Source organism: Dorea amylophila (genome assembly GCF_025567265.1).
Lineage (GTDB): Bacteria > Bacillota > Clostridia > Lachnospirales > Lachnospiraceae > Dorea_A > Dorea_A amylophila.
Genome location: NZ_JAOQJW010000016.1, coordinates 18,696 through 40,900 on the forward strand (window position 1 = coordinate 18,696; position 22,205 = coordinate 40,900).

Genomic DNA, 22,205 nt, shown 5'->3' on the forward strand with positions numbered 1-22,205 from the left:
TTTAATAGCCCACCACCTGGCTAAATGCAACCACGCCGAACAGCATAAACAACACCAGATAAATTCCCAGTAATACTGCGAATATGATCAGCTGTGCTCTGCAGAAGTTTCTCCGGTTAATATTACCGTTACTTTCGAATGCCCATACAAAATACATGACTATTCCAACACACGGGATCAGTAATACGATCAATGTCAGTATCCAGTCTTTTAGATCCATTGGAGAGTTGTCTGACTGCTCATTTCTGTTCTGGCTGTACTGCTGGCTGTAATCGTATTGATTGTCCTGATATACGAATTTATTATCCTGTGAATCCTCTGATCCGGTTGCTTCCGGTTCTGGTTCCGCCTTCTCTTCCGGCTCTCCTGCCGGTTCTTCTGTTGATTCACCGTAACTGTAGACCTCTTCAGCGGTTACCTGCTTATTTTCTTCATCCATCTGTCATTCTCCTTTGCCTTACTTATTTTTGCGTCTATCTTATCATTTCAGGGCTCCGAACGCAACATCCATGAGCAGTCGAAGCAGATTATAGTGGTAATAACTCATTGGCGGCTGGTCCGGAAAATACCGATACATACGCCACACGTAGTAAATCACCATAAGAACCACACACACGACACAGCCTGTCTTAAACCATTTTCCAATCGGCTTCTTACAGATATAGCGCTTCCATGCAAATATCACCACACCTGCTGCGAATGCATAGATAAACGGATGCATCTTCCATGCTCCTTTGAAGTCCAGATGCAAAAGCCGGATTCCTGCTCTTGTAAGTCCGCATGCCGGACAAGGAAATCCCGTGATCCAGACCAAAGGGCAGATACCCGGCAGAAATTGACTTCCAAATACAAAATAGGCGATTATAAATATAACCGCCCATTTTGCCTTCTTTATATCATTTTTTAATAATACAAATCCGTCTTTCAATATCTTTTTCATCCTGTTATGAGATAACTTTCTTCGGACATTTTACTGCACAGGCACCACAGTCTTTACATTTCTCGTAGTCAATGTGCGCAATGTTATTTTCCACTGTAACAGCTTCAAACTTACATGCTTTCTCACACATCTTACATCCGATACATCCGGCTGTACATGCCTGCATAACTGCTTTACCTTTGTCCTGTGAATTACATTTTACCAGATGTTTCTGATCGTATGGCACAATCTCAATCAGGTGTTTTGGACATACAGCTACACATTTTCCACATGCTTTACATGCTTCTTTATCTACAACTGCTACACCGTTCACAATATGAATTGCATCAAATGGACATGCCTGAACACAGCTTCCGTCTCCAAGGCATCCATAAGAACAGGCTTTCGGTCCTCCGTCCTGCATCATGTTGACCATAGTACAGTCGTTCAGTCCGTGATATTCATATTCCTGTTTTGCTTTCTCACAGTCTCCGCCACATTTTACAAATGCAACTTCGTGTACCTGTGCACCTGCAGCAACGCCCATGATCTCTCCGACTTTTGCTGCTACCGGAGCGCCTCCGACCGGACATCCGCCGACTTCAGCTTCTCCTTTTACGATTGCTGCTGCAAGTCCGGAACATCCGGCATAACCACAGCCACCGCAGTTATTTCCAGGAAGAACGCCCAAGATGGCTTCTTCTCTTTCATCTACCTCTACCGCAAATTTCTTACCGGCAACGCCGAGGAATACACCAATGAATAATCCGGTGCCTCCTACGATAACTGCCGCAAGAATAATACCTGTAACACTCATTGTCTGCCTCCTCCTAAATTAATCCTGAGAATCCACAGAACGCGATCGCCATCAGACAAGCTGTGATCAGTACGATCGGAGTTCCCTGGAAGGACTCTGAAATATCATTGTATTCCATCTTCTCACGAATACCTGCCATGATCACGATCGCGATCAGGAATCCGACAGATGTACCAATACCATTGACAACACCTTCGATGATAGAATATTCTTTCTGAACGTTTGTAAGTGCCACACCAAGTACCGCACAGTTTGTTGTGATCAGTGGAAGATACACACCAAGTGCTTTATACAATGATGGCATACTCTTTTTCAGGAACATTTCTACAAACTGTACTAAAGCTGCGATAAACAGAATGAATACGATTGTCTGCAGATATTCAAACCCCAGCGGAACCAGGATGAATTTGTAAATCAGTCCTGTAAAGAATGATGATAATGTAATAACGAATACAACTGCTCCACCCATACCGGTTGCAGTCTCAACCTTTTTCGAAACACCCAGGAACGGACAGATTCCGAGGAACTGGCTGAGTACAACGTTATTTACGATAGCTGAACCAATTGCAATAATCAATAATTCTTTCATACTATGTACTCCTCCTACTCTTCATTCCCTGTTGGGAATACTTTGCTTCCGCATCCGCCGCATGATGCACAGTCTGTACCGCATCCCTGTGGCTCGGCAATCTTCTTGCCTTTCTGTGCTGCGCGTTTCTTAAGCTTGTTCATACCTGCAACTAAGAATGCAAGAACAAGGAAAGCTCCTGCAGGCAGGATGAAGATTGTTACTGGTACATATCCGCCTTTTCCTGCTGCTGCGTCTGCAAGTGGAAGAATCTGAACACCGAAGATAGCTCCGGTTCCGATAAACTCACGAACGATCGCGATACAGGTAAGACCAAATGTAAATCCAAGTCCCATACCAATACCATCGAAGATAGATGGAAGTACCGGGTTCTTAGATGCATAACTTTCTGCACGTCCAAGGATGATACAGTTAACAACGATCAGTGGGATGTAAAGTCCAAGTGAATCATACAGACTTGGAACGAATCCCTCTAAAAGGAACTGTACAATTGTTACGAAAGATGCTACGACTACGATGAACGCCGGCATTCTGACTGAATCCGGAATCACTTTACGTAACATGGAAATCAACATATTTGACAGTACAAGTACGACTGTAGTAGACAGTCCCATACCCAAACCGTTAATTGCGGATGTTGTTACCGCCAGGGTCGGACACATTCCTAACATCAGAACGAAGGTAGGATTTTCTTTGATCAGACCGTTATATACTCTTTCAGTACATTTATTCATGATATACTACCTCCTAATTTACTTAAATGCATTCTGATAATATCCGAGTGCTGTATTGACAGCTCCTGTTACAGCTCTTGAAGTAATGGTTGCACCACTTAAGGCATCAATCTGTTCTCCGTCGCCACCGTCTTTGGAAACTACGAATTTATCAGCTTTTTTATTCACATACTGATTATAGAATGAAGGCTCTGTAGCTTTCATACCAAGTCCTGCTGTCTCACTGATAGAAAGGATAGACACACCATTGATGGTTCCGTCTTTCTTAATACCAACTGTGATCTGGATATTGCCGCCGAATCCGTCTTTATCTGTTGTTGTGATGACATATCCTTCATCACCAGCTGTACAGACTTCATCAACTGTTGCATTTGTACCCATATCTTTTACAGCCTTACTTGCTGCTTTCTGATCTACATCTTCTGCTTTAAAATCATCAAGCTTCACATCTGAAAATACCGCCTGCCATGCTTCTTTCTTTGTCTTTTCCTGAGACTGGGCAATCGGATCTTTTGTGATCTCATATACAGCTCCGAGTAAGAATCCGGCAATTACAGTAATCAATGTAAGGATCAGTGTATTCTTAACAATCTTATTCATTATTTTTCTCCTCCTTTACCGAATGGTTTTGGAAGAGTAACTCTTTCGATCAATGGCACCAGAAGGTTACTGATGATGATCGCATAAGAAACTCCTTCTGCGGAACCGCCAAACAGACGGAACAGACCTGTTAACACGCCAAGGATAATACCGTATACATACTGTCCTTTCGGTGTGATCGGAGATGTTACATAATCAGTTGCCATGAACCATGCACCAAGCATCAGTCCGCCTCCGCAGAGATGTGCTGTGATGTACTGTGGATCAAAGAATCCGACATCCGGATTTGCAATATGTCCGAAGATTCCGATAAAGATCACAAATGTAACAATATATGTTCCAGGAATACGAATATCGATCACACCCATCAGGATCAGGAAGATGGCTCCGATCACGATAGCGATTACAGATGTCTCACCGATGGTTCCAGGAATCTTACCAATCAGCATATCCATTGTATTTACTGCGTTACCAGCTTTTAACTGTGCAAGTGGTGTAGCTCCTGTCACACCATCATATACAAAGCTTGTCATCTGGCTTGTAAATGAAAGCAGAAGGAAACATCTTGCTCCGAGGGCAGGGTTCATGAAGTTCTGTCCCAGACCTCCGAATAACTGTTTTACGATCAGGATTGCGAACACACTACCGATCGCACCCATCCACCATGGTGCTGTAGGCGGCATATTCAGACCAAGTAACAGACCTGTTACAGCTGCACTCCAGTCGTTGATCGTAATCTTTTTATGCATTAATTTTTCATATATGTACTCCGTCAGTACTGCTACAACTGTTGTTGTAACCAGCATTCCGAATGCCGGCAGTCCAAAGTTCCATACACCAAATGCAGACGCCGGCAAAAGTGCGATGGCTACCAGAAGCATAATATTGCTGGTAGTCGCTTTGGAACGAATATGTGGTGAAGATGACATTTTCAAATTGTTCTCACTCACTTTTGTTCACCTCTTCTTCTTTCTAGTTTATTTTTTCTTTCTACGGTTCGCCAATGCAATCTTTCTCATAGATCCGATTGCCTGTTTCAGCGGACGTTTTGCCGGACATACGAAACTGCAGGAACCACATTCCATACATTCGAGTCCTTCGTGTTTTGTAAACTTCTCTTCGTCATGATGTTCTGCATAATCCGCCAGTCTCGATGGGATCAGGCGGCTTGGACAGGCTTCTACACAGCGTCCACAGTTGATACATGCAGATGGTTCCATCTTAGCCACTTCATCTTTGGTAAATCCAAGAATAGATGAAGAAGTCTTTGTTACAGGTACATCTAATGAGAACATAGAGAATCCCATCATCGGTCCGCCGGAGATCAGTTTCTCAGGCTCTGTTTTAAATCCTCCTGCTGCCTCTACAAGCTCCTGCTGATTGATGCCAAATGGTACTCTGAAATTGCCTGGCTCTGCAACAGCGTCCCCACTTACTGTTACAACACGTTCCATTGAAGGCTTTCCTTCTACAACAGCCTGGTATACGCTTACCATTGTTGCCACATTATCTACAACACATCCTGCGTCTGCCGGAAGCATTGCGGAATTAATTGCGCGCCCTGTTGTAGCGTAAATAAGCTGACGCTCACCCCCCTGAGGATACTTGGTCTTCAGTGCCAGAACTTCCATACGAGGTTCATCTTTTGTCAGTTCTCTTAATTTTTCGATACAGTCTGGTTTGTTGTCCTCTACACCAAAGATTCCTTTCGCGTTGTCGAACAGACGGAGGATAATCTTCATTCCTCCAACCAGCTTTTCCGGAGTCTCGATCATTGTTCTGTAGTCAGCTGTGATATATGGCTCACATTCCGCACAGTTTGCAATGATGTAATCAATCTTTTCCGGTTCCTTTGGTGAAAGTTTTACTCTCGTAGGGAAACCGGCACCACCCATACCTACTACTCCCGCTGTTCCAATCGCATTCAGGATATCTTCCTTGCTCATGTCTTCTAACGGAGTTACAGCTGGATATTCCACTTCTTTGTATTCGCCATCATTTTCGATCACGATACTGTTCACTCTTCCTCCTGTCGGATTCAGATGTGGTGCGATTGCTTTTACAGTTCCAGATACAGATGCATAAATCGGAGCAGATACGAATCCTCCCGCTTCTGCTATCATCTGGCCTTTTAAAACATGATCGCCAACGGCTACCACAGGATTTGCCGGAGCACCGATATGCTGTGATACAGGGTACACCAGATCGCCCTTAGGTTTTACATCGACAATTGCCTTATCTTTAGCCAGGCTCTTGCCGTCATCCGGGTGAATACCACCCTTAAATGTTAACAATGCCATCCTTTTTTTCCTTCCTTCCTATTTACTCTTTATATAATATACAGGAAATATAGACAAATTTCTATAGAAAGTGACTAATTTCATTGTATATTTTCATGAACATCTTGTTGCATTTTTAACAAATGCACATACGCACAGAAAACCTGCCAATGGCAGGTTCCCTTCTATCCTCAGGCATAGAAAGGATAGAGGCTTTCCTCTATCCTTTCCTGTCTGTATATCTGATTTGATATTACTCAGCGTCTGTCTCTTCTGCAGCTTCTTCCGGCTGTTCTAAAGCTTTCATGCTCAGGCTGATCTTCTTCTCAGCTTCATTCAGATCAACGATCTTAGCTGTGATTTCCTGTCCAACTGAAAGTACATCAGACGGTTTATCAACATGTGCTCTTGAAATCTGAGAAACATGAAGTAATGCATCTACTCCTGGAGCCAGTTCAACAAATGCTCCGAAGTCTGTCATTCTTGCAACCTTACCTGTAATTACTGTTCCGACTGCATAATCCTCTGCTGCATTAGCCCATGGATTTGTCTCTGGGAATTTCAGGCTGAGTGCGATCTTTGTATCGTGGATATCTTTGATCATCACTTCTACTTTATCTCCAACCTGGAAGACCTTCTTAGGATTCTCAACACGTCCCCAAGACATCTCAGAGATATGAAGAAGTCCGTCTACTCCGCCAAGGTCGATGAATGCTCCGAAATCTGTAACGTTCTTTACAGTTCCTTCCATTCTGTCACCTACGTTAATCTTAGCAAACAGTTCTTTCTGTTTTTCAGCACGTTCAGCAACAAGAAGCTGTCTTCTGTCACCGATCACACGATTTCTTCTAGGATTAAACTCGCTGATTACGAATTCAATTTCCTGTCCCTGATATTTGCTCAGGTCTTTTTCATATGTGTCAGAAACAAGGCTTGCAGGAATGAATACTCTTGCTTCATCAACTACTACGCTTAATCCGCCGCCAAGAATCTGAGTTACAGGAGCTTTTAATACTTCATGATTCTCGAATGCTTCTTTTAATCTTTCATTGCCTTTTTCTGCTGCAAGTCTCTTATATGTCAGCAGAACCTGTCCTTCTCCGTCATTTACTTTCAGGACTTTTGCGCTCATCTTATCACCAACGGATACAACTGTTGTAAGATCAACGTTTGTTTCGTTAGTATACTCATTTCTTGTAATGATACCGTCTGCTTTGTAGCCTATATTCAAGATGATTTCATCAGGTTTAACGTCGATGACTGTACCATCTACAACCTCTCCATTTCTTATTGTCTTAAAAGACTCTTCCAACATTTGTTCAAAAGTTAATTCTGACATTATTTTGAACCTCCTCAATTATTTTATTGGGCGTGGATGCCCCTGCTGTAATACCTACTGATTCCACGGACCTTAATTGATTAATATCCAAATCGTCAAGTGTCTGTATATAGTACGTATTCAAACATTCCTCTTTGCAGATTTCAAATAGCTTCTGAGTATTCGAACTACGCTTATCACCTATCACAACCATAGCATCTACTCTCGCTGCAATTTGACGAGCCTCAGTCTGCCTTTCTTTCGTCGCATTGCAAATCGTATTTAAAACAACTATATCATACCTCTTTTTTGAAATAATTTCAACTAATTCTTTGAATTTATTGTAGTTAAATGTCGTCTGGGCCACGATACATACTTTCTGTTCTTTTTCAGGTAATTCAAATCTTTCTGCATCTTCCGGAGTCTGTATCACAGTCACCTGTTCTCCTGCCCATCCGCGGATACCTTCTACCTCCGGATGTTCGCCATTTCCGATGATCACAATGTACGATCCTTTGGCACTTTCTTCTGCAACAATCTTATGAATTTTCTTCACAAAAGGACAAGTCGCATCTACACATGTAATCCCGCGTTCATCCATGATATCATAAATGTATTTTGCTACACCATGAGACCGGATCACAACCACATCCGCATCCACTGTTTTCAATTCTTCTTCATCATTCAGGACTTCTACTCCATGGCTTCTCAGATCTTTGATCACTTCTTCATTATGGATGATCGGTCCATAAGTGAATATCTTTTCACTTTGATGTTTTTCTATCTGTTTATACACTGTATCTACTGCACGCTTTACTCCAAAGCAAAATCCTGCTGTTTTTGCCAGTTCAACATTCATATAGTGTAATTCCTTTCTGTACCACAGCTCTTTTTCAAATATATTACCATTATCTTCGTCTGCCGCTTTGTGCCGGATTGTCTATTTGCACAAATCTACGATTGCTTTTACCACTTCTTCGATCGTCATGTGTGAGCTGTCTACCAGCACTGCATCCTCTGCCTGCTTTAACGGTGCGATCTCACGGGTCATATCTCTGTGATCACGTTCTTCGATGTCGTGTGCGATTTCTTCCAGATTGCAGTCCTCGCCTTTTTCCTTAAGTTCGTCATACCGTCTCTTCGCCCTGGTCTCTACACTGGCGGTCAGATAGATCTTTACGTCTGCGCCCGGCAGGACACATGTACCGATATCTCTTCCGTCCATAATTACATCCTGTGTCTTCGCCAGGTTCTGCTGCAGTTCCAGTAACTTCTTACGCACTTCCGGAATTGCAGATGTTACAGATGCCATGTTCCCCACTTCTTCATTTCTCAGACGTGATGAAATATCATTACCATTCAGGTATACATGCTGCACACCATCTTCATAGGCGATTGTTACTTCTGCATCTTTACATGCTTCGATCACTTTATCCGTCTCTCCCGGTTCAATGCCCTTATTCAGGAAATGAATTGCAAGGCCTCTGTACATTGCCCCTGTGTCTACATAAATGTATCCCTTTTCTTTTGCTACAAGTTTTGCGATCGTGCTTTTTCCGGCTCCTGCCGGTCCATCTATTGCTACGTTATATCCCATGATACGTTCTCCTTATTTCTATTTTTATCACTCTATATCTGGATCCCCGTTCCGGCCGCATATGCCGTAGACCACGCGATCTGAAGGTTGAATCCACCTGTTACCGCATCCAGATCCAGTACCTCTCCTGCAAAATGTAATCCCTTCACCAGTTTGGATTCCATCGTTCCAGGATCAACTTCTTTGATTTTAATTCCACCTTTAGTTATGATTGCCTCGTTATAATCTCTTAAATCTGTCAATGTACACGTCAGGCCCTTGATCAGTCTTACAAATCCAAGACGTTCTTCTTTCGTGATCACATTGACCTTCTTCTCGGGATCAATCCCGCTCAGTTCAATCATAACCGGGATCAGTTTCGACGGGAACAGCTTGTGCACCGCGTTCTTAAACTGTCGGTTCTGATTCTCTTCAAATTCCCGGAGCACTCTGTGATCAAGCTGTTCTTCCGAAAGAGCTGGTTTCAGATCAATCTTAAGTGTCAGTTCTTTTGCCTTCAATTTCTTTCCCACATAACTGCTGGCACTTAGGATCAGCGGTCCACTCACACCGTAATGCGTGAATAACATTTCTCCAAAATCATCATACAGCTTTTTCTTGCCGTCAAGAATCGTTACATTAACATTTCGAAGTGAAAGTCCCTGCAATTCAGGCACCCACTCTTCTTTACATTCCATCGGCACAAGCGCAGGCATACAATCCGTCACCGTATGTCCTAGACTTTCTGCAAACCGGAATCCATCTCCGGTTGATCCTGTTGACTGATAAGACAACCCTCCTGTTGCAACGATACAGGCATCCGCATGAATCTGTCTCTGATCTCCAAGTATGATTTTTTCAAAATGTCCGTCTTTTGCGACAACCTTTTTCACAGCTGTCCGCAGATGTACTTTCACACCCAGGCGGTCCATCTCCCGCTCCAGCCCGCGGATCACGTCCGAAGAATGATCCGACACCGGGAACACACGGTCGCCGCGCTCAATCTTTGTCGGCACACCGATTCGTTCAAAGAAATCAATCACCTGCTGATTCGTGTATCCATAAAAACTACTGTATAAAAACTTTGCATTTGTTCTGACCGCATCGAACAGGCCTTCCATATCACAGGCATTGGTAATATTGCATCTGCCTTTTCCCGTGATATAAAGTTTCTTTCCAAGCTTTTCATTCTTTTCATATACCACGACCTGATGTCCACACCCGGCCGCTGCAATAGAGGCAAACATTCCTGCCGCACCGCCTCCGATGACAACTACTTTACTCATCTTCTATTTGTCCTTTTCTATTTGTCTTTTTCTTCATATTCTTTTCTGCCGGTTCTACTCTTTCTCATTTCTGGAAAGTTCGACTCTGTCGTCCACCATATTCAATTCATCTTTGCTATACACCTGATACTCATCCCAGATCTGCTCCAATGTCTCAAGTGTTGTGATAACCTCTTTCTGTTTCTTCATACAAAGAGCTACCACCAGCGCATTGATCACACTCAATGGTGCTACCAGCGAATCTACGATTGACGCCATATCACTTCTTGCGATCAGATTGCAGGAAGAATACAGTGTCATCGGAGAATGTACACTGTCCGTCAACGTGATCACTGTTGCTTTTCTATTACTTGCAAATTCCAGTGCTTTCAAAGTACGCATCGAATATCTAGGAAAGCTGATCCCGATCACCACATCATCCTCGCTGACACGAATCAGTTGTTCAAAAATCTCACTAGAACTGTTCGTATTAACCGCTGTCACATTCTCACAGATCAGATTCAGATAAAAACTCAAGAAACTTGCAAGTGGCGAACAGCTTCGTATCCCGATCACATAGATCCTCTTTGCTTTCAGGATCGTATCTACCGCCATCTCAAATGCTTCATGATCAATTGCTTCCATCGTAAGCTTGATCTTCTCAATATCCGAATGCAGAACCGATGTCAGAATCTCCCCCTGGCTGATCCGTCCATACGTCACTTCCATACGCTGGATGGAATTCAGCTTCATCCTCACCAGTTCTCCCAGAGCTTTCTGAAATTCCGGATATCCGTCATATCCAAGGGCCGTCGCAAATCTCACCACCGTCGATTCACTGACACCGACCTCTCCTCCCATCTTCGCAGCTGTCAAAAAAGCTGCCTTATCATAATCCTCACGGATAAAATCCGCCAGTTTTTTCTGTCCTTTGCTGAATTTGTGATATCTTTCATCGATCATCTTCAGCAGTTCATTCTTTGCGCTCATGCGATGTACCTCTTTTTCAAACAATATTTTCATTATATAGCTTTGTAGGGGAATAGTCAATTGGTGTTGGATTGTCGGAGGGTGGTGGTTACGGGATAGGTGTGTGCCGGAAGCCCCAACACCCTCCCGGCACATACCTCCCACTATCCCTGCATTTTTCGTGAACAGCCAAGTGTAGAAGTGCCTGGTTCAATGCATACGCAGGGCGCTTTGCAAGGCCGTTGGTAGAAAATGAGACCGTAAAATAAGATTCGGGATGTGCCACAAGCACATCCCGAAAGAATACCCGAGGCGAGAAATCATCAGGATTTCTCGTCCGAATGTATTCGGTTCTTATTTTACAGTCTCATTTTATGCCTACGGATTGCAAGCCCCCGAAGTCGCATTGAGCCAGGCACTTCTACACTTGGCGTCCGCTAAAACCTATACAGGATAACTACCATTCTCCGTATCCGCTACCGTCGCATCCACCTTCGTCTGCTGTGCCTCTCTATACTTAAAGAACTCAACAGCAACCTGTGGGAACAGAGCATAAGACAGTACGTCTTCATCCTGCTGGATCCACTGTTCGCATTCTTTGCGGAGTGTATCTAATTCGTCCGGAATCAGGTCTGCAGGACGGCATGTGATGATCTCAGGATCGTCTCCAAGTACTTTCTTGATTACGTCTGGATTCATCGGTTTTACTGTCTGTCCGTATTTTCCACTTAAGAGGTCTTTTGTCTCTTTTGTAGCAACTTTGTAACGTTCTCCCATCAGTACGTTAAATACAGCCTGTGTACCAACGATCTGTGATGAAGGTGTTACAAGTGGTGGTTCTCCAAGGTCTTTACGTACTCTTGGCACTTCCTCAAGTACATCGTAGAACTTGTCTTCAGCACCCTGCTCTTTTAACTGTGATGTCAGGTTAGAAAGCATTCCGCCTGGTACCTGATACAGAAGAGTCTTGATGTTAACACCAAGGTTCTTTGGATTTAAGAGTCCGCTGTCAAGAGCTTCGTCACGGATTGGACGGAAATAGTCAGCGATCTCTGCCAGAAGTTTCTGGTCTAATCCTGTATCATAAGGTGTTCCCTTGAATGTCTCAACCATAACTTCTGTTGCAGGCTGAGATGTTCCAAGTGCGAATGGTGAGATTGCGGTATCAATGACATCTACACCGGCCTCTACTGCTTTCATGTAAGTCATAGAAGCAACACCTGATGTGTAGTGTGTATGAAGCTGGATTGGAAGATCTACAGCTTCTTTCATTGCTCCGATCAGCTCTGTTGCCTTATACGGTGTCAGAAGACCAGCCATATCTTTGATACAGATAGAGTTTGCACCCATCTCTTCAATCTTCTTGGCAATGTCTACCCAGTAATCTAGTGTATAAGCATCACCTAAAGTATAAGATAATGCGATCTGAGCTTCTACTTTTTCTTTGTTTGCAGCCTTAACTGCTGTCTTCAGGTTACGAAGATCATTTAAGCAGTCAAAGATACGGATGATGTCGATTCCGTTGGCAGCAGATTTCTGTACGAAATATTCTACCACATCATCTGCGTATGGACGATATCCTAAGATGTTCTGTCCACGGAATAACATCTGAAGTTTTGTATTTTTGAATCCATCACGGAATTTACGAAGTCTTTCCCATGGATCTTCTTTTAAGAAACGAAGAGATGCATCGAATGTAGCTCCACCCCAGCACTCTACGGAATGATACCCAACCTTGTCCATTTTATCAACGATCGGGAGCATCTGCTCTGTTGTCATACGGGTTGCGATCAGAGACTGATGCGCATCACGCAGGATCGTTTCTGTAATCTCTACAGGTTTTTTTACTATATCTGCCATTTTCTTTCCTCCTAATTATATATCGCTTAAATTCCTACGCCAAAGATTGCCATAAATGTTCCGGCAGCTACGGCTGTACCGATAACACCCGCAACGTTTGGTCCCATAGCATGCATCAGAAGGAAGTTTGTCGGGTCTGCTTCAGCTCCGACCTTCTGTGATACTCTGGCTGCCATTGGAACTGCAGATACACCGGCAGAACCAATCAGTGGATTAACCTTACCATGTGTTGCAACACACATCAGTTTACCGAACAGTACACCTGCTGCTGTACCGAATGCGAATGCGATCAAACCAAGAATTACGATCTTGATCGTATCCATATTAAGGAATGCCTCAGCACTTGTTGTTGCTCCTACGGATGTTCCAAGCAGGATAACTACGATGTACATCATTGCATTGGAAGCTGTCTCTGTTAACTGTCTTACAACTCCAGACTCACGGAACAGGTTACCAAGCATTAACATACCAACCAGTGGTGCTGTTGTAGGAAGAATTACACACACAACGATCGTAACGATGATTGGGAATAAGATCTTCTCAAGCCTGGAAACAGGTCTTAACTGTTCCATCTTAATCTTACGTTCTTTTTCTGTTGTCAGAAGCTTCATGATCGGTGGCTGGATAATCGGTACCAGTGACATATAAGAATATGCTGCTACTGCGATTGGTCCAAGTAAAGCTGTCTGCTGTAACTTACCTGCAAGGAAGATAGAGGTAGGTCCATCAGCTCCACCAATGATTGAGATCGCTGCTGCCGCTTTGTCAGAGAATCCCATAGCCATCGCTCCAAGGTATGCTGCAAAGATACCGAACTGAGCAGAGGCACCAAGAAGGAAGCTCTTAGGGTTAGCGATCAGTGGTCCGAAGTCTGTCATCGCTCCTACACCCATGAAGATCAGGGAAGGGAGGATTGACCACTCATCCAGTTTATAGAAGTAGTAAAGCAGTCCGCCTGTTCCATTTGCCGCATCTTCTGCATGAAGCATGATGTCCGGATAAATGTTAACCAGTAACATACCGAATGCGATTGGAACAAGAAGCAGAGGCTCGAATCCGTGTCTGATTGCAAGATAAAGGAAAACACATGCAACCGCGATCATGACTACATTGCCCCATGTAAGACTGAAAAACGCCGTCTGATGCACGAGGTTTCCTAATGTTGTCGTTATATATTCCATTTTTTAACCTCCAGTCGTGTTAGATAAACACCATATAAATGATGTTAGTTCAATGTAGCAAGAACAGCGCCTGAATCAATTGCATCGCCTACTGCTACATCAATGCTTGCAACGGTTCCGTCTTCCGGTGCTACAACTGGAATCTCCATCTTCATAGCCTCGATGATGACAACTGCATCACCTTTCTTTACAGCCTGACCTACATTTGCTTCGATCTTGAATACTTTTCCGGCTGCTCCGGCTTTTACTTCGATGGATCCTGCTCCACCTGCAGGTGCTGCCTTTGGTGCTGCTGGTGCTGCCGCAGGAGCTGCCTTCGGTGCTGCTGCAGGTCTTGCAACTGGTGCTGCACCTGCTCCGTTTTCTTCTACTGTTACATCATATACATTGCCATTCACTGTGATTGTATAATTTTTCATTGAATTCATCCTCCTAATTAATTATGCGTGCCACTTATTTGATGGACGACGCTTGATGCTTCTTACTACGAAGCCGTCTGTGCTTCCACCGGCTTCTGCTTCATAAGCAGCGATCGCTGCGGAAATAACTGCTGCCAGTTCATCATCATTCGATGCTTCTTCTACTACAGGTGCTGCAACTGCTGCCGGAGCCGGAGCTGCTTCCTGTGTGCTTTCTGCTTTTCCTTTGTTCTTGAATTTTTCTTCAAGTGCAGGAATGTATTTGAACAGGGAGATCAGAATTGAGATAAAGATCAGGATTACGAATACGGTACCCATTCCAAGGATTGTATTCAGTCCTGCTTTTTCCATGATCTCACCGATGCTGTAATGTGCATCGATCGTTGTACTGTCCAGATAAAGGTCCTCATCAAAAACAAATGTAATGTCTGCATCACGGTCTTTGAATTTTGCACTGGTCGTTACTTTCAGTTCATCAGAGGATGGTTCGAATTTGTAATCACCGTGGCTTACATATTCCCCACACTCTTTTGTTCCCTGCTGCCATGCATCCAGAGCTGCAAGGAAACTATCTTTTGTAAATGGAACACCCGCCTGGTTCAGCTGGGACTCGATCTGAAAATCTGTCATCTTGTTCCACTGTTCGATAGTATCTGCATCTGCACTGTTGCAATACTCGATCAGAAAATCTGTTGCCTGTGTGATCGTTGATTTATCATACTGAAGATTTTCTTTCTTACTTCCGCAAGCGGTAAAGCAGAGCATTGCGACAAGCACACAAAGTAATACGCTTAATTTTTTCTTCACTTTGCCTCACCTCTCTAAACCGTACCGTGTTTCTTTACCGGACGATCCTCTCTTTTTGTGAATAACATCTCGAATGCGCCGATCACATATTTTCTTGTATCTGCTGCTTCGATGATTGTATCCACATATCCTCTTTTCGCTGCTGATAATGGGCTTGACTGCAGATTCTTATATTCTGCTGCTTTTTCTCTGATTGTTGCTGCATCAGCGTCTGCATACATGATCTTGGCTGCCTGGTTTGCGTCCATCATTCCAATCTCTGCTTCCGGCCATGCATATACCATATCTGCTCCGACTGCTTTGCTGTTCATTGTCACATACGCACTTCCGAATGCTTTACCGATTACAACATTTACCTTCGGTACTGTTGCATCTGCAAATGCATAAGTAAGTTTTGCTGCTGATTTTGCAATACGTTTCTCATCGTATTCGCTTGCTGTAAATCCGCTTACATTTGTAAGTGTCAGTACAGGGATGTTGAATGCATCACAGAACTGTACGAATTCTGCAGCCTTTTCAGCTCCGTCAGCAGAAAGTGAGCCGTCAAATTCAGCCTCCACTTCAGCTTCTTCGTTATATACTTTTGAACGGTTTGCAACTGCACCTACAGTCATACCATTCAGTTTGATGAATCCTGCCACCATATCTTTTGCATATGCTTTCTTCACTTCGCAGAAGATGTTGTCATCAGAGATCATTGTAAGAGCGATCGCTGTGTCTTCTTTTGCATTAGCAAGGTCTGCACATACACGGTTCAGATCATCGTTACATTCTTCATAAGAAGAATCCTCTTCGTTGTTGCTCGGTAACATGCATACGAGAGAACGGATATCTGCAAGAATCTCTTCTTCAGATCCGATTCCGTCTACAAGACCGGTTGTCTCACTCTGGAATTTTGCGGAAGATGTATCACATTTAGAAATGTCATTTCCCGGAATTGCATTTGGAGTATTGGTAAATAATTTACCATTCTTTGTCTCCATGAATGTGAAATCTGTCAGAGCAGGTACGATAGAAAGTCCACCTCCACATGTTCCGAAGATTGCTGTGATCTGAGGGATCACTCCGGAAGCCATTGACTGTTTCTGATAAAGTTTTCCAAATGCCTCTAAAGCATCTGTAGCTTCCTGCAGTCTGAATCCGGCGCAGTCAACCAATCCGATGACCGGTGCTCCCATCTTCATTGCCATATCGTAGATATTAGAAATCTTCTTTGCATGCATCTCACCGATCGCACCATTTAAAACAGTAGCGTCCTGGCTGTATACGTATACCAGATTTCCATCGATCACTCCATATCCGGTGATAACACCGTCTGCTGGAGTTTCTTTTTCCTGCATGTTAAAATCAGTTGTTCTTGCTGTTACAGCTCCACCGATCTCAACAAAACTGCCCGCATCAAGTAAACTGTTGATTCTCTTACCTGCTGCATTGTCTGCTGCCATGTTGCCCATAGTCTAGCCCTCCATTTTCATTATTTTAAATTGGGTTTTTCCTGATTCTTGTATCAAAAGTAAAACCAAATTTTTTCCAATTATATTATACTGTTTTTGACACTTTAGCGCAATACCTTTATATTGTTTTTTGTTAAATACTTGACGAGTCGTATAAATCCTGTATATAAAAAAGCCATGTGTCCCCGTACTTCTTCCGTACGCACATAGCCTTTTCATCTGCAGCATTCTGTTCTAAAACTTCTTCACTTTTTTTCTCTTCATATTCCTGCATCTTTCCAGAAGAAATTCTGCCAGTTCGTCCGTATTGTTTCCTTCCAGTGCAGTCTTTGGAAATCCGATCATCGCTCTTGCCGATCCGACCGTCTCGGGATCTGCCTTCACAACTACACCGAATGCCTCTTTCGTCTCCAGGATCTTGGTAACATCTTTGTACGAAAATGATCTTGTCTTTTTCGCAGTTACACTGTCAAAGTGATCATCAAAAAAGTGGATTTCGGAACTCACCGGTCCACCGTTCAATCTGCATCGTCTGTCAAACTGCTCTTCTGCATCCCCGACCGCCGTTGTCGATAACACCTTTCTCCAGATTGTTCTGTTCAGTATCACTGCCGCAACAAATGCCAGTGCCCAGACTACAATATACTTAATGACAAAAAAAGTCATTCCTCCCGGCGTACCGCCTCCCGGGTTTCCATATTTGCACATAAAATAGAACACAAGCGGTCCCATCACCGTCACTATAAACTTAATCGTAATATCACTGCTGTCCACACGGAAAAGTTCACAGATCTGTTTCAGCGTGTTCTTTGACTCCTTATAAGCCACACGGTAATAATTTGCCATATCATTTTCCCCTTTACAAAATCTGTGTCTTATTATATCCTTATATAGTTGATTATTCAAGAATATCCTTTATATTATTTGTAAATAATCTATAAACTCTTCTATGTATTCTATCTATGTAGTTTCTCCATAAGCGATCCTGTTTATTTTTGATTTCTATTATCATTTAGTGATTTTGGCTTACATTTTCCGGCTATATATGGTCGTTTTATTACATTTCAACATACATATTCCTAACAAAGCATAAAAAACCTTAACTTTTTCTTAAACAATTAGTTGTACTTTAATCTAGTTTGTGATAAGATTAACTGCGTTGAGAGTTTTAATCATAAGGGGGGTTCCTCGTATTATTAAAACCAAAGAAAAATTTCATATTGGAGGGTGAATCTCATGGAGAACACTAAGAAAAAATTTCCATTTGGTTTCTATGTGTGCTGTCTGACTTTCTCTTTTGAAAGACTTGCATACTACGCTGCTAAATGGGGGCTTGCGATTTTCATCGCAGCCAAAGCAGTAAACGGTGGTCTTGGACTTGATCAATCCGTAGGTGCTGCAATGAGTTCTAACCTTGTAGCGTTCACTTATATCACACCTATCATCGGTGGATATATCGCTGACCGCTGGATTAGTCCTCGTATCCTCGTACCAATTGGAGAGATCATGATGGGTCTTGGATATCTGTGTGCCTGGAAAGCAAACGGAGTCGGAATGTTATGGGCAATGATCATTCTCGTTTCTATCGGAACTGGTTTCTTCAAAGGAAACGTATCTGGTATCAACGGACGTCTCTTCCCATTAGCTGATCAGGACGAACTCGACACTGTATTCAACTTACAGTACATGTTCGTTAACATCGGTTCTTTCTGCGGAACTACTTTCCTTTCACTTGTTGGAAAGAGCGCTGGATACCGTACTATGTTCCTGGTTTGTGCAATCTTCCTGTTCATCGACTGCGTATGGTGGTTCGTTGGAATGAAGTCCTTCGGCGAAGCCGGAAAGAAACCATTCCTTGTTGACAACCGTACAGAAAATGTTGACAAAGCCGACAAAGAGAAAGACAATGCACCTCTTACCAAACTTGAGAAAAACCGTGTGATTGCTATCTGCATCGTAACACTCTTCTCTGGTATTTTCTGGCTGATCTGGTACATGGCTTACATGCCTGTTTACTATGAATTCGGTCCAGTATCAGAAGCAGGACGTGGATGGGCTAACTGGAACATTGGTTCCTTCGAGATGCCTACTGCATGGTTTGACTCAATGAACGGACTTCTTTGTATCATCCTTTGTCCTGTATTCGCAGGAATCTGGGCTAAGATGAGACAGCGTCCACAGGGTGACTGGGGAATGTTCACAAAGACAGCTATCGGTATTATCATACTTGGTCTTTGTACAGCTTCCATGGTACTTGCAGCAGTTCTTTGCGGACAGAGTGCAGATAAACCAGTTGGTATCTGGGTAATCATCCTGGCTTCTGTATGTATGTCAGTCGGAGAAGTTATCTTCTCACCACTTGGAAACTCATTCATCAGCAAATATGCTCCAAAGAAACTTCTTGGAACTATGCTTGGTGTATGGCCACTGGTCATCTTCTTCGCTGGTAAAGCTTATGGACCACTTTATAACTGGCTCGAAAACTTCGACTTCATTAAAGCATATGGTGTTATTACAATCATCATCGTTGCCTGCGGAGTTATCATGTTAGCATTTACTAAGAAGTTCGACAAGATGGTTGAAGGTAAATAATTCGTGAATTAAATACCGTACATAAAAATAAGACTTGCATAAGCAAGTCTTATTTTTATGGGGACGGGTTTTCCGGCTTTTTTGTTGTCCCCTCCGGCTCAATCTATCATATTCTTTTATTTTTTACGATACTTTTTATTCCCTGTACTGTAACTTCTTTTAATCTGATTATTATTTTTCTTCGTCTTCTTCGTGCTTTCTTTCTTATTTGCCTTCACACTGAATGAATCTCCGGATCCACGTGGTGTAATATTCTTCTTTGTTCCGATTTCTTTCTGGTCTTCGAACGCAGGCTTCAGAAGTAATTCCGCACCAATTACAAAGCAGGCAACTTCTATTGCCAGCTGGATCATCTCCCCGTTCTTTCCGAGTCCTTCAAAGAAAGGATCTAGAACTCTTGCCCCAGAAAGGATCACCAGTGTCAGTCCGGCATAAGTAAACAACGAATAGAACATCATCGTCTTCCCCCTGCCTTCATTCTGCTGCATGAAGTAGTATCCTGCGATAAAAATCACACCGCCAAGGATCATCAATATGTACTTTAACATTTCTATCTCTTCCTCCCAATCATGTTTTCTGTAAAGTCTATTATTTATTATACATGAAATCCATCTCGATTCCTATCTTTTTATATGTATATTTTTATTTTTCCGTTTACGCACTTTTAAAAGGGATGCACCTTCCGGCACATCCCTCGCAACTTTTCACTACTTATTTTATTTCTGATTTCTAAACTGCATCGGAGTCATATCATAAGCTTTCTTGAACAGTCTGTTGAAATGCTCAACATTCTGATATCCGACTGACATTGCAATGTTCTCGACTGTCATATTACTGCTTTTGAGCAGTGCTTTCGCTTTCTTCATGCGGATTTTCTTCACCAGATCCCCAAATGTCATTCCGGATTTTTCCTTAATGTATTTTGACAGATAAGGTTTGGACAGGAAGAATTTTTCTGCCAGGTCATCTAATGTAATGTCAATATAATTTGCCTGTACATAATTCATGATCTCGATCATTCTTGCATCCGTACATGCATCAGCACTCCCGAGTTCTTCAATCTTATTTACCGCAACGATCAAGGCTTCAATGGAAGCTCTGATAATATCCGGATCGATTCCTACACCCCAGAATGTCTTTCCGTTGCATATAATTCCCACATAAGCAACAGCCTTAGAAGAAGATCCCTTTGTAAGCGAATGTTCTTCGTAGAAGGATAATTCATAGCTGATATTGAAATACTGCTTAATTGCATTACTTACTGCGTCCAGACGTCCATTTCCGTTCGAAGTGATCACTTTACTCTCTCCTGCATGATTGATCGTCACTTCTGCGGTAATTCCGTCTACCTGTTTAAAATGGCACTCATCAATATGGAAGATGGATTTGGTATTAATATAGTGATCAGAGAAGATCTGGTATACCCAGTCTGGTGTCAGCTCTTTGTGTGCTTTATCCGATACATCTTTTACCATATATCCTACTTCTTCACGCATTGCCTTTGGAAGATTGATTCCGTGGCTGTGCATTAAGATGTAGTTTACGCCGCCCTTACCAGACTGACTGTTGATACGGATAACGTCCGAATCATACTCTCTTCCGACATCTTTTGGATCGATCGGCAGATACGGAACTGTCCATTTATCACATTTCTTCTCATCTCTCCATGCCATACCCTTGGCAATCGCATCCTGATGTGATCCGGAAAATGCAGTAAATACCAGGTCTCCGGAATATGGCTGACGGTCATATACCTGCATTCTGGTCAGACGCTCATATGTCTCGCGGATCTTTCTCATATTAGAGAAATCCAGTCCCGGATCTACACCCTGGGAATACATATTCATTCCAAGTGTGATGATATCAACGTTACCGGTACGTTCTCCGTTTCCAAACAATGTACCCTCGATACGATCAGCTCCTGCAAGAATACCCAGTTCTGCAGTTGCCACTCCGCATCCTCTGTCATTATGTGGATGAAGTGAAAGTACCACATTCTCTCTGTGTTTCAAATGCTTATGTACATACTCTAACTGGCATGCAAATGTATGAGGCATTGCATTTTCTACAGTTGTAGGAATATTGATGATTGCTTTATTATCAGCTGTCGGCTGCCATACATCCAGAACAGCGTTACAAACTTCTACGGCATAGTCCACTTCTGTTCCGTGGAAACTTTCCGGACTGTATTCAAATGTGAAGTTACCATCTGTCTCATTAGCCAGCTTCAGAAGTAATTTTGCCCCGTCGATCGCAAGTTGCTTTACCTGTTCTTTATCTTTTCTGAACACCTGCTCTCTCTGTGCAACAGAGGTAGAATTGTATAAATGGATCACTGCGTGAGGTGCTCCTTTTACAGCTTCAAATGTTCTCTTGATGATGTGTTCTCTTGCCTGTGTCAGGACCTGAACGGTTACATCATCCGGAATCATATCTTTCTCAATCAAAGTTCTCATGAACTGATACTCTGTCTCGGAAGCAGCCGGGAATCCAACCTCAATCTCCTTAAATCCGATATCAACCAGCATCTGGAAGAACTCCAGCTTTTCATCCAGACTCATTGGTTCGATCAATGCCTGGTTACCATCTCTTAAATCTACACTACACCATTTCGGCGGCTGTTCTACCGAATCTTTTTTTGCCCAGTCATATGTGACCTCAGGCGGCATGAAATAACTTTTCTCATATTTCTGATAATTCTTCATAATTAAAAGCCTCTCCTTTTACCCAATATTTCAAATCTTATCATCTTGCAATAATAATCATCAATTTTGTTGTTCATTTTTAATACTTTTATATCCTAACACATCCCTACGCAAAAGGGAA

The 22,205-nt window shown here is 42.8% G+C and carries 22 protein-coding genes; 1 reads left to right on the top strand and 21 read right to left on the bottom strand.

What is annotated here, in order from left to right; translation table 11 throughout:
- Nucleotide 1 precedes the first annotated feature (1 nt).
- From OCV72_RS10855 to OCV72_RS10945, 19 genes are all read right to left on the bottom strand, one after another.
- Nucleotides 2-439 (bottom strand): hypothetical protein, encoded by a 438-nt coding sequence (locus OCV72_RS10855; RefSeq protein ID WP_055180404.1) that lies wholly within the window; start codon nt 437-439, stop codon nt 2-4.
- A 42-nt stretch (nt 440-481) separates the two neighbouring features.
- A complete protein-coding gene (locus OCV72_RS10860; RefSeq protein WP_226853708.1) occupies nt 482-928 on the bottom strand; it encodes a DUF2752 domain-containing protein in 447 nt (148 codons plus the stop codon).
- 16 nt (nt 929-944) lie between these two features.
- Nucleotides 945-1,736 carry an RnfABCDGE type electron transport complex subunit B gene (locus OCV72_RS10865; RefSeq protein ID WP_022415659.1) on the bottom strand — a complete coding sequence of 264 codons (792 nt, stop codon included), beginning with the start codon at nt 1,734-1,736 and terminating at the stop codon, nt 945-947.
- A 13-nt stretch (nt 1,737-1,749) separates the two neighbouring features.
- On the bottom strand, nt 1,750-2,325 hold the full coding sequence (locus tag OCV72_RS10870; protein WP_022415658.1) for an electron transport complex protein RnfA: 576 nt from the start codon (nt 2,323-2,325) through the stop codon (nt 1,750-1,752).
- Between the two features lie 14 nt (nt 2,326-2,339).
- Nucleotides 2,340-3,059, bottom strand: coding sequence for an electron transport complex subunit RsxE (gene rsxE, locus OCV72_RS10875; RefSeq protein WP_006427343.1), 720 nt, complete (start codon nt 3,057-3,059; stop codon nt 2,340-2,342).
- Nucleotides 3,060-3,077: 18 nt separating this feature from the next.
- A complete protein-coding gene (locus tag OCV72_RS10880; RefSeq protein WP_006427342.1) occupies nt 3,078-3,659 on the bottom strand; it encodes an RnfABCDGE type electron transport complex subunit G in 582 nt (193 codons plus the stop codon).
- The gene (locus tag OCV72_RS10885) at nt 3,659-4,588 is read right to left on the bottom strand and encodes an RnfABCDGE type electron transport complex subunit D (protein ID WP_044919926.1); all 930 of its coding nucleotides are present in this window, start codon (nt 4,586-4,588) and stop codon (nt 3,659-3,661) included. The genes OCV72_RS10880 and OCV72_RS10885 overlap by 1 nt, the downstream gene beginning before the upstream one ends.
- A gap of 48 nt (nt 4,589-4,636) precedes the next feature.
- Entirely contained in the window at nt 4,637-5,959 is a 1,323-nt protein-coding gene (rsxC, locus tag OCV72_RS10890) for an electron transport complex subunit RsxC (protein ID WP_006427340.1), read from the bottom strand.
- 232 nt (nt 5,960-6,191) lie between these two features.
- A complete protein-coding gene (rpsA, locus tag OCV72_RS10895) occupies nt 6,192-7,277 on the bottom strand; it encodes a 30S ribosomal protein S1 (RefSeq protein ID WP_055283824.1) in 1,086 nt (361 codons plus the stop codon).
- Nucleotides 7,258-8,115, bottom strand: coding sequence for a 4-hydroxy-3-methylbut-2-enyl diphosphate reductase (gene ispH / locus OCV72_RS10900; RefSeq protein WP_022415654.1), 858 nt, complete (start codon nt 8,113-8,115; stop codon nt 7,258-7,260). Before ispH ends, rpsA begins: the two co-directional genes overlap by 20 nt.
- 81 nt (nt 8,116-8,196) lie before the next feature.
- The gene (gene cmk, locus OCV72_RS10905) at nt 8,197-8,853 is read right to left on the bottom strand and encodes a (d)CMP kinase (protein WP_006427337.1); all 657 of its coding nucleotides are present in this window, start codon (nt 8,851-8,853) and stop codon (nt 8,197-8,199) included.
- 32 nt (nt 8,854-8,885) lie between these two features.
- Entirely contained in the window at nt 8,886-10,118 is a 1,233-nt protein-coding gene (locus tag OCV72_RS10910; RefSeq protein WP_006427336.1) for a BaiN/RdsA family NAD(P)/FAD-dependent oxidoreductase, read from the bottom strand.
- 54 nt (nt 10,119-10,172) lie between these two features.
- The gene (locus OCV72_RS10915) at nt 10,173-11,087 is read right to left on the bottom strand and encodes a MurR/RpiR family transcriptional regulator (RefSeq protein ID WP_055283826.1); all 915 of its coding nucleotides are present in this window, start codon (nt 11,085-11,087) and stop codon (nt 10,173-10,175) included.
- Between the two features lie 423 nt (nt 11,088-11,510).
- On the bottom strand, nt 11,511-12,926 hold the full coding sequence (locus OCV72_RS10920) for an oxaloacetate decarboxylase subunit alpha (RefSeq protein ID WP_006427332.1): 1,416 nt from the start codon (nt 12,924-12,926) through the stop codon (nt 11,511-11,513).
- A 26-nt stretch (nt 12,927-12,952) separates the two neighbouring features.
- Nucleotides 12,953-14,107 (bottom strand): sodium ion-translocating decarboxylase subunit beta, encoded by a 1,155-nt coding sequence (locus OCV72_RS10925; RefSeq protein ID WP_006427331.1) that lies wholly within the window; start codon nt 14,105-14,107, stop codon nt 12,953-12,955.
- A 44-nt stretch (nt 14,108-14,151) separates the two neighbouring features.
- Entirely contained in the window at nt 14,152-14,526 is a 375-nt protein-coding gene (locus tag OCV72_RS10930) for a biotin/lipoyl-containing protein (protein WP_006427330.1), read from the bottom strand.
- A gap of 21 nt (nt 14,527-14,547) precedes the next feature.
- Nucleotides 14,548-15,291, bottom strand: a complete 744-nt coding sequence (locus OCV72_RS10935) for an OadG family transporter subunit (RefSeq protein ID WP_055214080.1) — start codon at nt 15,289-15,291, stop codon at nt 14,548-14,550.
- A 56-nt stretch (nt 15,292-15,347) separates the two neighbouring features.
- Nucleotides 15,348-16,787 carry an acyl-CoA carboxylase subunit beta gene (locus OCV72_RS10940; RefSeq protein ID WP_006427328.1) on the bottom strand — a complete coding sequence of 480 codons (1,440 nt, stop codon included), beginning with the start codon at nt 16,785-16,787 and terminating at the stop codon, nt 15,348-15,350.
- A gap of 234 nt (nt 16,788-17,021) precedes the next feature.
- Nucleotides 17,022-17,633 carry a hypothetical protein gene (locus tag OCV72_RS10945; RefSeq protein ID WP_055213990.1) on the bottom strand — a complete coding sequence of 204 codons (612 nt, stop codon included), beginning with the start codon at nt 17,631-17,633 and terminating at the stop codon, nt 17,022-17,024.
- 390 nt (nt 17,634-18,023) lie between these two features.
- On the opposite strand from OCV72_RS10945, the gene OCV72_RS10950 reads away from it, so the two are divergent.
- Entirely contained in the window at nt 18,024-19,379 is a 1,356-nt protein-coding gene (locus tag OCV72_RS10950) for a peptide MFS transporter (protein ID WP_055213989.1), read from the top strand.
- 116 nt (nt 19,380-19,495) lie between these two features.
- Here OCV72_RS10950 and OCV72_RS10955 read toward each other — a convergent pair whose 3' ends face one another.
- Together OCV72_RS10955 and OCV72_RS10960 are read right to left on the bottom strand one after the other, a co-directional pair.
- On the bottom strand, nt 19,496-19,927 hold the full coding sequence (locus tag OCV72_RS10955) for a hypothetical protein (RefSeq protein WP_055213988.1): 432 nt from the start codon (nt 19,925-19,927) through the stop codon (nt 19,496-19,498).
- Between the two features lie 168 nt (nt 19,928-20,095).
- On the bottom strand, nt 20,096-22,084 hold the full coding sequence (locus tag OCV72_RS10960) for a 2-isopropylmalate synthase (RefSeq protein WP_022416149.1): 1,989 nt from the start codon (nt 22,082-22,084) through the stop codon (nt 20,096-20,098).
- Nucleotides 22,085-22,205: the final 121 nt, after the last annotated feature.